This window comes from bacterium (assembly GCA_035281585.1).
Taxonomy (GTDB): domain Bacteria; phylum UBA10199; class UBA10199; order DSSB01; family DSSB01; genus DATEDP01.
Genome location: DATEDP010000113.1, coordinates 46,540 through 57,276 on the forward strand (window position 1 = coordinate 46,540; position 10,737 = coordinate 57,276).

The following is a 10,737-nucleotide window of genomic DNA, read 5'->3' on the forward strand; positions in this document are numbered from 1 at the left end:
GACTATGGAAGCGGCACAAGCGGTGGATCTCGGCTTCGACGATGGCTTCGAGCTGCCGGTGATCGACCTTCACAAGTACTACCGCGCGGTCACTTCGCTCTCGACCTACCGGATCAAGGGCAAGGTGACCGAGCTCACCGGACTGGTCGTCAAGGCGGTGGTTCCCGGCGTCCGCGTCGGCGAGCTCTGCTATATCCAGACCTTCAATGCCCGGGCACTCCCGATCAAAGCCGAGGTGGTCGGCTTCAAGGACAAGGAAGTCTTGCTCATGCCGCTGGGCGATCTCGAGGGCATCGGGCCGGGCAATGACGTCATTCCGACCGGCGGCTGCCTCAAGGTTCGGGTCGGCGATGGCCTGCTGGGGCGCGTCTTGGACGGCTTGGGCGATCCGATCGACGCCGAGACCCATGGGCCCTTGAGCTACGATACCGAATATCCGGTCATGGCGCCGCCGCCCGATCCGCTGACCCGCAAGCGCATCTCCAAACCGATCTCGGTCGGCATCCGCTGCATCGACTCGGTGCTGACCGTCGGGGAGGGCCAGCGCGTCGGCATCTTCGCCGCCGCCGGCGTCGGGAAATCCACGACGATGGGGATGCTGGCGCGGAACTGCGACTCCGACGTCAACGTGATCTGCCTGGTCGGCGAGCGCGGAAGAGAGCTTCGCGATTTTTTGGAGAAGGACTTGGGCGAAGCCGGGATGGCCCGCTCGGTGGTCGTGGTTTCGACCTCGGACCAGCCTTCCTTGGTCCGCTCCAAGGCGGCCTATGTCGCCACCGCGATTGCCGAGTACTTCCGCGACCAGGGCCGCACCGTGCTCCTGATGATGGACTCGGTCACCCGCTTCGCGCGGGCCTTGCGTGAGATCGGCCTGGCCATCGGCGAGCCGCCGGCCAGACAGGGTTTCACGCCTTCGGTGTTCTCGACACTGCCCAAGCTCTTGGAGCGCACCGGCAACTCGGCCACCGGTTCGATCACCGCATTTTACACCGTTCTGGTCGAGGGCGACGACATGACCGAGCCGGTGGCCGACGAGGTCCGGTCGATCTTGGACGGCCACATTGTGCTGTCGCGGGCTCTGGCCGCCCGGGGCCATTATCCGGCGGTGGACGTCTCCGAGAGCGTGAGCCGCGTCATGAGCTCGATCGTCGATGAAGAGCACGAGCAGGCGGCGCGAAAGCTTCGCGAGGTCGTGGCCAACTACGAGAAAGAGCGCGACCTCATCCTGATCGGCGCCTACGAGGCCGGCTCCGACCCCAACGTCGACTACGCGATCGAAAAGATCGAGGATGTGAACAACTTCCTCAAGCAACATGTCATGGACAAGATCCACCTCTCGGAATCGGTGGATGAGTTGAAGAATATTTTCATGTGATGAAAAGCGATGGCGAAGAAAAAAGAAAAATACCGGCTCCAGCCGCTCTTGGACGTTCGGATCCGCAACAAGCGGAATGCCGAGATCGAGCTGGGCAAGTCGATTCGCATGCTGAAGGAAGAGCAGCAGCGGCTGGTGAAACTGGAGGAGGAAAAACAAGCCATCATCCAGCAGCGGGAAAACGCCAGGCGCGAAATGTCCGAGATGCTGCGGATGGGCGAGAGCGTCGTCTCCGATTCCCACGGTCATCTCAACTTCATCAAGCGGCTGGTCGAGGACGAGGCCAAGAAGGACGAGGAGATCGAGAACCAAAAGATCCAGATCGAGAAGGCCGAGGAGCGGGTCGCCTCCTGCAAAAGGGACTACATTGACGCCTGCAAAGAAGTTAAAATCATGGAGAAACACAAGGAGCTTTGGAAGAAGAAGCTCAAGCAGAAGCTGGAGTACGAGGAACAAAAAGTGATGAACGAACTGGGCAATGTCGTGCATCAGCTTAGAAAGATGAACGGTTAATATGACGGAAAGCATTCGGCCCAGCGCCGGCGAGGAAGCCCGAGCGGCGGCCCGGGCGGCGGATCAAAAGAAGCAGACCAAACAGTCCCAGACTTTGGCCGGCCAGCAGGGCGCGCTCCAATCGGGCCAGACCGGTCAAAACAAGAAGCTGCAGGCCAGTCCCTTCGACGAAATGCTGAAGCATGCCTCGGAGTCGGGCCAAGCCGCCAATCTTCTGCCCTCGGAGAACAAGTTCGATTCCCGGCTCAAGGAGATCACCCACGACGATGACCGCCATTCCTCCTCGTCGGATCGCGACAAGGCCGAGGACGACAAAAAGGCCGCCGACAACAAGCCCGAAGCCGGCAAGAAGAGCAAAGAAACCGGCCTCAGCGCCCGGGAGCGGGTATTAGGCAAGCATTCCTCGGGCGAGCAGGGCTCCGGCGGCGGCTCCGGCGAGAAGCGCGAGGGTGGCAGCGGCGGCCAGAAGGGCTTCCAAAAGGACAGCCAGACCAGCCAGGGCTTCGCCGCCGATCTGCGGCGCCGAGATGCCGCGCCGACTCCGGCCCCGGTGCCGGTGGAGTTCCAAAAGATCCAGCAAGTGGACCTCAGCCAGATCGAATCGCCTCAGGCGCCGCGCGAGCTGCCTAAGGCTTTGCTTGACCAGATCGTCCAATCTGTCACTATTGTGCAGAAGAAGGACTTGAGTAAGGAAATTCAGATCGATTTCCACGACAGCGTCTTCAACGGCCTTCGTCTCAAGGTCACCGCCCAAGGCAAGGAAGTGAGCGTCGAATTCCTGGTTCCCAACCGGAGCGTGGAAGAGACCTTCAAGAACGAACGCGAAAACATTGCCCTGGCCCTGGGCGAAAAAGGTGTCGATGTCCGCTCGATCAAGGTGACGCGGCTTTAGCCGCGTCATCCTGAGCGTAGCGAAGGATCTCATGCCCACCAAGGAGGTATGAGTTTCCTCGGCCCCTTGGGGGCCTCGGAATGACATTCGTAAGAAACTTTTATTATGGCCCAACCCCAGATCCGGCCCTTCGATTTCGCCAAGCTCAAGAAACTGTCGAGCCGCCAGCTGGCCACCGTCGACAGCTTGCTGCGACTCTATCCTCAATTTTCCGAGGCCGGCGAGTTCGCCGCCGAATTCGCCCGTTCCTTCGAGCGCGACTTGGGCATCGGTCTCAAGCTCGAGTTCGTCGGCTTTGAGGAGGCCAGTGCCGCCGACTTCATCGCGGCCATGCCCAACCCTACGGTCTTGATCCTGCTTTCGGTCCAACCCTCGGGTCAGGCCGCCCTGGTCGAGCTGGACTACGCCAGCTGCCGCCGGATGGTCGACCGGGTTCTCGGCCAACCGGAGGGGGAGGCCAGCGGGGAGCCGCGCGCCTTTAGCCCACTGGAAGAGGGGGCCTTGGAGTTCCTTCTCGCCAAGGCGGTTTCGCTGTTGAAGGATGCCCCTTCTTTTCAGGGGCCCAGCGCTTTCCGGATCGCCAAAATCGTGAATGAGCCCCGGCTCTTGGCCGATGCGGTCCCGCCCGAGGAATGGGGCTGCGTGCTCAAATTTTACCTTGGCCTGGAGGGTAGGGGGGGATATGTTCGTGTTTATCTGCCCCATCCGTTGGTCGAAGGGGTGTTTCTCCGGGAGGACGTCGCGACCGACGTCTCCGACGCCGAGTTCGAACAGCGGCTGGAAAGGGTGGCCCACATCAAGACCTCGATTTGGTCGGAGGTTGGGCGGGTCAACTTGATGGCTTCGGAGATCGGCCAGCTGGAGCCCGGCGACGTCATCCTGTTCGATGAGTCCCAGGCCAACAAGAGCCCTCATGGGCTTAGCGGCAAAACGGTGCTTCGGGTCGGCGAAAACTCCTCGGAGGGCCTGCTCTCCGAGTTGATCGACAGCGAGGGCAAGGTGGTCGTCAAGATTTTGGATTTCCTTGGAGGCGAGTGATGGCGAAGAGACCCGATCCCAACATTGAAGTTGAAGAGTTCAATGCCGAGCTCGACCCCTTCGCCGAAGGGGCGGGTGTCGAAGAAGGCACGCCGGGCTTGGAAGGCGCCGGGGATCCCTTCGACTTCAATCCCAATCCCGGCTCGCCTCCGCCCAAGGCTCCCCAGCCCTCGGGCGGTTTTGGCGCTCCGCCGGCGGCTCCCGCGGCCGGCGGCAAGGTCGATCGCCGCGGCGCCGGGCTCACCGCCGACGTGCCGGTGCAATTGGTCGCGGTCCTCGGCAAGAAGGCCATTTCGATCAAAGAAATTCTTTCGCTCAAAAAGGGCCAGGTCCTGGAGCTCAACCGCTTTCCCAATGAAGCCGTCGACTTGGTCGCCAACGGCAAGCTGATGGCCAAGGGCGAGCTGGTCGAAATCGACGGGAAGCTCGGGGTCCGGATCATCAAGATCTTCGAATGATCTTCTCAAGCCTTATCGCGGCCGCCATGACTCCCACGCCGACCCCTTGGGGGGCGACGCCGGATGTCGCGGCGCTTGGCGCGGGCTCGGTGGATTTCACCTGGCTCTTCCTGAAGATGATCTTCGCGATGATCGCGGTCATCGCGCTGGCCATCGTGATTTTGCGCTACGTCGTCCCGAAGCTCGGCCTGCATCGCGGAGGCTCGGGACGCACCGACCTCCGAATCGTGGACCGGATTCCGCTCGATTCGAGGAAATCGCTGTACGTGCTGGAAGTGGAGGGCCGCCGCCTGCTGGTGGGGGCCAGCGACAACCACCTCGGCTTGGTCGCCGACTTGGGCGATGCCCAAACGAAAGACGAAGACGATGATGAAGAAGCTTAAAGACCTCTGGCTGCGCCACCGCCGGACCTGCTGGCTGGGCTTGGCGATCTATTTTTCGCTCTGCCTCGGCGCCGGAGCGCTCTGGGCCCAAGGCAAGTTCGATCAGCCGGTCAGCAAGCCCCTGATGATCGTCTTCGCCTTGATCGCCTTGGCCGTTGTCCCGATCTTGCTGACGATGATCACTTCCTTCGTCAAGATCGCGGTGGTCCTGGCCTTGATCCGAAACGCCCTCGGCACCCAGCAAATTCCGCCCAACCAGATCATCACCGGCCTGGCCATGATCCTGACCGTCTACATCATGATGCCGGTCGGCCTCGACATTTACCGGGCGGCCAACGCCAGTTTCCAGGCGACGAGCAACCAAGGAGTTTTCTCGACCGCTACCGTGGCCCTGATGCAGGACGCCCTCAACCAGGGCAAGGAACCGATGCGGGCCTTCCTGGTGAAGAACGCCAGCGCCAAGGACCGGACGATGTTCTACAATCTCGCCCGGCAAATGCGGAAGCCGGAGGACCGGGCGTCGCTCTCGAACAATGACTTTATCGTCCTGATCCCGGCCTTTGTCATCAGCGAGCTCTCCGAGGCTTTTCAGGTCGGATTCGTGATCTTCCTGCCCTTCCTAGTCATCGACATGGTGGTGGCCAACATCCTTTTGGCCTTGGGCATGTTCCAGCTTTCGCCGGTCACCGTTTCCTTGCCCTTCAAGCTTTTGCTCTTCGTGCTGGTCGACGGCTGGTACTTGATCGCCCGCGGCCTGATATTGGGGTACAGCTAATGGAAAGCTATATTCTCGCCATCGGCCAACAAGGCCTCTTCCTCACCCTGATCCTTTCGGCCCCGGCCGTCTTGGTGGCGCTGATCGTGGGTTTGCTGATCAGCTTGGTCCAGGCGACGACTCAGATCCAGGAGCAGACCTTGACCTTCGTCCCCAAGCTAGTCGCCGTTTTCGTGATCTTGGCCCTGACCGGCCCTTGGCTGATGGCGCAAATGATCGCCTTCACCAAAACTTTGCTAGAAGGATTTCCGAGTTACATCCATTAGGGTGCTCTCTGTCATTCCGAGGAACGAAGCGACGAGGAATGACACCTCAACACGATGTTCAGTTTCACCAGCTCGCAGCAGTTTCTCGATTCGCTGGGGATCCATCTCGATCTCTTCCGCTTCATTTTGATCGGCGGCCTCATCTTCACCCGCATTTTTGTCTTGGCTCTCTTCGTTCCCTTCATGGGCGGCAGGCCGGTGCCGGGGCGAATTCGAATCACGATCAGCATCTTGCTCATGCTCTTTTTCTTCCCGGCCATCTCGGCCACCGCCACCGAGACCTTGCCCTCGCAGAGCGGAGGCTTTCTCTTCGCGCTTTTCTTGAAGGAGATGCTGGTGGGGATCTTGATCGGAATGCCCTTGGTCTTCCTGTTTTACGGCATTCAATCGGCGGGCAACATGGTCGACAACCAGCGCCAGCTGGCCAATGCCCGTATCTTCAACCCGGCCTTGGGCTCCCAGGCTTCGCTGTTCGGGGTCTTTTACTACCAGCTGGCGCTGGTCTCCTTCATCGCCATCGGCGGCCACCGGATGTTCATTCAGGGCATCGGCGAAAGCTTCCAAATGGTCCCGATCCTGAAGATGCCCGATATCCAGCCCGGTCTGACCCCCCTGCTGGAGCTGGTCATCCGCCTCACCGCCGACACCTTGATCATTTGCCTGCAGCTTTCGGCCCCCATTTTAATCGCCATTTTCATCGCCGACCTCATCCTCGGCCTCACCAACCGGGTGGCCCCGATGATCAACGTTTTCGAAATGGGCTTTAATATCAAGGGGTTCGTCGGGATGTTGCTGGCCTATTTCAGCCTGCCCATCGTCTACGACCAGATGAAGGTCTGGTTTCTCAAGACCCTCCAGGTGAGCCAGCAAATTCTTCAACAATTCCTTCGTTGACGCACCGCATAAAATCGGAGCCAGGCCTTGCTTCGGCTAGTCGAAGGCCGCCGAACCCGTTAAAATGAGAGCGAATTGGGGCGCCCTTGAAGCAACTCCGGCTTGGAGCGTTTCCGATAATCGGAGGGAGCTGGCTTTAGCAAAAGCCGAAGGAGAAGACATGAGCCAAGTCAAGAATTCCGGGACGACCGATCGCAGCCAACAACGCCAAGATGAATGGGTCAACAACGATCCCTATGCCAATCAGTATGGCAGCGATTACGACTTCGACAGCGGCAACGTCAACTCCGGCGGCGAGATCCAAGACTACGGCACCGGCGGAACTTATCCCACTGGCGGAACTTATCCCACCGGCGGCACCGGTCAGCCCGGCCAAACCGGTCCCGGGAAGAGCTTGGCCACCGGCGGCGGCATTAGCGAGCCGCCCAGCTCCGACGCCGGCGCTTACCTGCAGACTCTCGTTCAGCAGGGTCTCTCGCCCCAGCAGATCAAGGCTCAGATGCAGCAGCTTTACGGATGGACCCCGACCGATGCCGACATCGCTTACGCCAAGCAAGGCTTCGGCGCTTTCCCGGGCGACGTGCCGCCCAATGGCTATCCCCAGTACAACGGCAAGAACATGGGCGTCTACGCCAAGGGTTACGGCAGCCCCGAGTTCCAGAAGTTCATGGATCAACAGCAGATGATGCAGGACGCCAAGGGCATGGCTCGCGACGCCAAGAAGAAAGAGCAAGAGGCCAAGGTCAAGATCCATATGATCCTCTTGCAGATCATGATGGGCGACATTGCCGGCGCGCTCCGCTCCTATGCGGTGCTGATGGATCGCGACATGCGGCAGTTCACTCGGCTGATCGTCAAGAAGCTCGACGGCGTTCGCCGGGCTCGCTCCACCGTCATCCGCAACTTCGCCCGCCAGCAGCCGCCGCGCGCCTATGCCGGCAGCAATCCCCAAACCGCGGCCCGCGCTCAGGACAAGTCGGCGAAGTACACCCAGTTCGTCCAGATGAGCACCCAGCTCATGAACGAGTTGCAGAACACCGAGCGCGAATTGGTCGACGCTCTCCAGACCCAATTCCGCAACCTCGAGACTTTTTGGCAGACCGTCGCGACCTTCCGCGACGAGACCTTCCGCACCAACGATCGCGTCATGACGATGCGGTAAGAAGGAGGTTATTCAAGGGGTTTTTGCGATATTATCTTGTCAGCCTGGGCGGGACGTTTTAGCCTATTGACCTATGGTCATTCCGAAAAATCCATCCGGTCCCGCTCCCGACGCCGGAGCGACAGAGTCTCCGCCGCCTTGGCTCAACGCGCTGGGCGAGTTGCTCGACAAGATCGATCCCAAGGATTCCGAGAAGGCGCTGCGCGACCTGGAAGAGTTTATTCAGGGGGATTCGACTTGGGCCCAGGTCCAAGGGATTCCCCAGCAGATGCTCTTGGACATCGCCGAAAGAGGCTATCTCAAGTTCAAGAGCGGACGCATGAAGGAGGCCGAGATACTGTTCAAGGGGCTCTCCGCTCTGGATCACAAGACCGCTTATTACCACACGGCCTTGGGCGCGATTTACCAGAAGCAGGAGAATTACCTCGATGCCCTGGCCGAATACACGGCGGCCATCGAGCTCGATCCCGAGGACGCCACGGCCTATGTCAATCGCGGCGAGATCTACTACCTGCTCGGCTCCGATGACTTGCCGATGCAGGATTTCGAAGCCGCGATCCAGCTCGATCCCCAGGGCAAGGATCCCTGGGCCAACCGGGCCCGCTTCCTCAAGAAGCAGGTCCTCGACGAGCGGGCCGAGTACGATGCCGCGGAAAAGGCGGCGAAGGGTTGAAATTGTAGGAGTGATGACCCATGGCGATGAAAAACATTCGCGATAACTTCGCGATTCAAGCTCAAATGCAAGAGACTCTCGGCCGAGCCGGGATCGATCAGGCGGCTCTCGACAAGCTGATGTCGACGACCTCGATCGAGCGTATCCTCTCGGATGTGCCCGGGGTCACCAACTATTTCAAGCTGGCGGCCCTCGGCCTCAACAACGTCGTCGATCCCCAGCAGTACTACGAGGTCCGGGGATCGATCCCCACTCCCGACCAGTACCGCGAATATTACGACAATCAAAATCCCCAACCGACGCCTTACTTCAACATGATCCCGGTGAAGGACCTTTTCAATCCCGAGGCCTTGGGACAGAGCGCCGGCTTCACCCAAGATCAGGTTTACGCTTACGGCAAACTTTTGGCCGGGCCGGGCAACGGCGGCCAGGGCACGACTTGGAACGACGTCCAGGGCGGCGGAACGCCGGGTGGCGCCGGCAAAGCCATGGCGACGAAGTCGCTGGCCCCTCCGGGTGGCGCGCCAGGCTTCGGCGGCGGTGGCAACCCGGTTCCTCCGGGCGGCTTTGCTCCGGGCGGGCCTTCGACCGGCTATCCCGGCGGCTTCGATCCGACCGCCGGCACCCAAGAGGCGCGGGGCTATGTCGACGCCAATTTCCAGGGCGACCCGTCCTATGGCTGGTTCCTCCAGCTCTTCAACCGCCAGGATTTCGTGACCGGCATCTATGCCTCGGGCACCCAAATGCTCGACGACATTCGCCGCCAGCGCCAGGCGATCCTGACCGAAATGGCCGGCGCCGATCCCAAGACGGTGACCATGCTCAACTATAAGATGCAGGATTTGAGCAGCACCGAGCGCGAGATTACCGACAAAATGATGCGGGCCCAGCATTACCAGAACGAATTCGTCAATATGGTCAAGGGCATGATCGACAAGCAGCTCCAGACCACCGATTCCATCATCCGGAACATGCGAAACTAAGTTCTTGGCTTTTGCTGGCGGATTTCCTGTATTTTCGATAAATTACGGCCATGCAAGCCTCGGCTTGGCCGGGGCGCGCAGCAAATTCGAAGAATTTGCGGAGTACCATGGCAGAAAACGACAATCTCCCTCTTCCCATGTCTTCGGAGGAGCGGGCCGCCAGCAAGCTGCACGACCCCACCCCTCAACGGCGCAAGTACGTCATCGAGCTGCTCTATAAATTCATGACCAACCAGATTTCCTATGCCCAGATGGCGGGAATCTCGCAGCGCGACCTCTTCCTGCTATCCGAGGTCGGCCACGTCAAGCTGAAGCACGGCCGGGTCGATGAGGCCAAAAAGATCTTCGATTGCCTGGTCCATATCGACCACAAGAACCCCTTTTATCATGCCTGCCTGGGCAGCATTTACCAGAAGCAGGGGAAGTTCGTGGATTCGGTTTTCGAGTTTTCGGAGGCTCTCAAATACAAGAAGGACGACATCTCGGCCTTGGTCAACCGGGGCGAGATCTATTTGGTCCACAAGAATTTCAAAAAGGCCGCCGAGGATTTCCGGGCCGCGATCTTGCTCGACCCGCTCGGCAAGAACACTTTCGCCAACCGGGCCCGGTCCTTGGTCATCGCGATCAAGCGCAACCTCCAAGTCCAAAAGGCCCAGGCCGGCAAGCCGACCCTTGGTGCCGCTCCCGGCGCTCCGGCCGCACCCGGTCTGCCCGGCGCCAAGCCGCCGGGTGGAGCTCCCGGCGCCGCCCGCCCGGCCTTGCCGCGCGGCGGAAAGCCGCTGCCACGGGGCCGTTGAGGCCGTCCTCTGTAGGGGCACCCCTTGCGGGTGCCCAAGGCAAGTCGATTGCAACTTCCGCAGATTGGACGACCGCAAGGGTCGCCCCTACAAGGCAAGATTAATCCTCGTCGTCATCTTCCGGCGCGTTGATCTCGTATTTTTTCAACAGATTTCGCAGGTGCTTGCGGTCGATTTGAGCCTCGCGGGAAGCTCGGCTGACGTTGAAGTTGTTGCGGGTCAAGAGCTCGACCAGGTAGTCGCGCTCGAAGATCTCGACCACCTTCTGCTTGGCTTCCTTGAAGGGCAGGGAGGTGTCGATGGTCATCTTCTCGGTGGGCTCGACCATCTGCTCCATCTCCTGAAAGACGTAGGAGAGGTTGGAGGCGCTGATCGTGTCGCTGTCGGCCATCGAGACGACCCGCTCGATCACGTTGGCCAGCTCGCGGACGTTGCCCGGCCATTGATAGCGCTGGAGCAGCTTGAGTGCATCGTCCTCGACCCGGATCACCTTGAGCTTGCCGTCGGGCAGGCGGTTGAAACGGCCGA

14 protein-coding genes are annotated in these 10,737 nt (G+C 60.3%); 13 read left to right on the forward strand and 1 reads right to left on the reverse strand.

Annotated elements, in window-relative coordinates:
* Positions 1-4 precede the first annotated feature (4 nt).
* The 13 genes from sctN (at position 5) to VJR29_09625 (ending at position 10,209) form a co-directional block, all read left to right on the forward strand.
* Positions 5-1,375, forward strand: coding sequence for a type III secretion system ATPase SctN (gene sctN / locus VJR29_09565; GenBank protein ID HKY63654.1), 1,371 nt, complete (start codon positions 5-7; stop codon positions 1,373-1,375).
* A gap of 9 nt (positions 1,376-1,384) precedes the next feature.
* Positions 1,385-1,888 (forward strand): hypothetical protein, encoded by a 504-nt coding sequence (locus VJR29_09570; protein HKY63655.1) that lies wholly within the window; start codon positions 1,385-1,387, stop codon positions 1,886-1,888.
* Position 1,889: 1 nt separating this feature from the next.
* Positions 1,890-2,780, forward strand: a complete 891-nt coding sequence (locus VJR29_09575) for a hypothetical protein (protein ID HKY63656.1) — start codon at positions 1,890-1,892, stop codon at positions 2,778-2,780.
* Positions 2,781-2,885: 105 nt separating this feature from the next.
* Positions 2,886-3,818 carry a hypothetical protein gene (locus VJR29_09580; protein ID HKY63657.1) on the forward strand — a complete coding sequence of 311 codons (933 nt, stop codon included), beginning with the start codon at positions 2,886-2,888 and terminating at the stop codon, positions 3,816-3,818.
* Positions 3,818-4,276: a FliM/FliN family flagellar motor switch protein gene (locus VJR29_09585; protein HKY63658.1), complete on the forward strand. Its 459-nt coding sequence runs from the start codon at positions 3,818-3,820 to the stop codon at positions 4,274-4,276. The genes VJR29_09580 and VJR29_09585 overlap by 1 nt, the downstream gene beginning before the upstream one ends.
* On the forward strand, positions 4,273-4,659 hold the full coding sequence (locus tag VJR29_09590) for a flagellar biosynthetic protein FliO (GenBank protein HKY63659.1): 387 nt from the start codon (positions 4,273-4,275) through the stop codon (positions 4,657-4,659). Before VJR29_09585 ends, VJR29_09590 begins: the two co-directional genes overlap by 4 nt.
* Positions 4,643-5,434 carry a type III secretion system export apparatus subunit SctR gene (sctR, locus tag VJR29_09595; protein ID HKY63660.1) on the forward strand — a complete coding sequence of 264 codons (792 nt, stop codon included), beginning with the start codon at positions 4,643-4,645 and terminating at the stop codon, positions 5,432-5,434. Before VJR29_09590 ends, sctR begins: the two co-directional genes overlap by 17 nt.
* Complete coding sequence (gene fliQ / locus VJR29_09600; GenBank protein HKY63661.1) at positions 5,434-5,700, forward strand: flagellar biosynthesis protein FliQ; 267 nt, start codon at positions 5,434-5,436, stop codon at positions 5,698-5,700. The genes sctR and fliQ overlap by 1 nt, the downstream gene beginning before the upstream one ends.
* Before the next feature lie 54 nt (positions 5,701-5,754).
* A complete protein-coding gene (locus tag VJR29_09605; protein ID HKY63662.1) occupies positions 5,755-6,594 on the forward strand; it encodes a flagellar biosynthetic protein FliR in 840 nt (279 codons plus the stop codon).
* Positions 6,595-6,754: 160 nt separating this feature from the next.
* Positions 6,755-7,756 (forward strand): hypothetical protein, encoded by a 1,002-nt coding sequence (locus VJR29_09610; protein HKY63663.1) that lies wholly within the window; start codon positions 6,755-6,757, stop codon positions 7,754-7,756.
* 73 nt (positions 7,757-7,829) lie between these two features.
* Positions 7,830-8,429 (forward strand): tetratricopeptide repeat protein, encoded by a 600-nt coding sequence (locus VJR29_09615; GenBank protein HKY63664.1) that lies wholly within the window; start codon positions 7,830-7,832, stop codon positions 8,427-8,429.
* Positions 8,430-8,449: 20 nt separating this feature from the next.
* Complete coding sequence (locus VJR29_09620) at positions 8,450-9,412, forward strand: hypothetical protein (GenBank protein ID HKY63665.1); 963 nt, start codon at positions 8,450-8,452, stop codon at positions 9,410-9,412.
* A gap of 107 nt (positions 9,413-9,519) precedes the next feature.
* The gene (locus VJR29_09625; protein ID HKY63666.1) at positions 9,520-10,209 is read left to right on the forward strand and encodes a tetratricopeptide repeat protein; all 690 of its coding nucleotides are present in this window, start codon (positions 9,520-9,522) and stop codon (positions 10,207-10,209) included.
* A gap of 100 nt (positions 10,210-10,309) precedes the next feature.
* Here the strand turns inward: VJR29_09625 and VJR29_09630 are convergent.
* Positions 10,310-10,737 (reverse strand): helix-turn-helix domain-containing protein (locus VJR29_09630; GenBank protein HKY63667.1); only part of this gene is annotated, 428 nt, incomplete at its 5' end.

Coding starts and splice junctions, on each gene's coding strand:
- VJR29_09605 (HKY63662.1), top strand. CDS start 5,755: ATGTTCAGTTTCACCAGCTCGCAGCAGTTTCTCGATTCGCTGGGGATC.
- VJR29_09615 (HKY63664.1), top strand. CDS start 7,830: ATGGTCATTCCGAAAAATCCATCCGGTCCCGCTCCCGACGCCGGAGCG.
- VJR29_09610 (HKY63663.1), top strand. CDS start 6,755: ATGAGCCAAGTCAAGAATTCCGGGACGACCGATCGCAGCCAACAACGC.
- sctN (HKY63654.1), top strand. CDS start 5: ATGGAAGCGGCACAAGCGGTGGATCTCGGCTTCGACGATGGCTTCGAG.
- sctR (HKY63660.1), top strand. CDS start 4,643: ATGATGAAGAAGCTTAAAGACCTCTGGCTGCGCCACCGCCGGACCTGC.
- fliQ (HKY63661.1), top strand. CDS start 5,434: ATGGAAAGCTATATTCTCGCCATCGGCCAACAAGGCCTCTTCCTCACC.
- VJR29_09590 (HKY63659.1), top strand. CDS start 4,273: ATGATCTTCTCAAGCCTTATCGCGGCCGCCATGACTCCCACGCCGACC.
- VJR29_09625 (HKY63666.1), top strand. CDS start 9,520: ATGGCAGAAAACGACAATCTCCCTCTTCCCATGTCTTCGGAGGAGCGG.
- VJR29_09580 (HKY63657.1), top strand. CDS start 2,886: ATGGCCCAACCCCAGATCCGGCCCTTCGATTTCGCCAAGCTCAAGAAA.
- VJR29_09570 (HKY63655.1), top strand. CDS start 1,385: ATGGCGAAGAAAAAAGAAAAATACCGGCTCCAGCCGCTCTTGGACGTT.
- VJR29_09575 (HKY63656.1), top strand. CDS start 1,890: ATGACGGAAAGCATTCGGCCCAGCGCCGGCGAGGAAGCCCGAGCGGCG.
- VJR29_09585 (HKY63658.1), top strand. CDS start 3,818: ATGGCGAAGAGACCCGATCCCAACATTGAAGTTGAAGAGTTCAATGCC.
- VJR29_09620 (HKY63665.1), top strand. CDS start 8,450: ATGGCGATGAAAAACATTCGCGATAACTTCGCGATTCAAGCTCAAATG.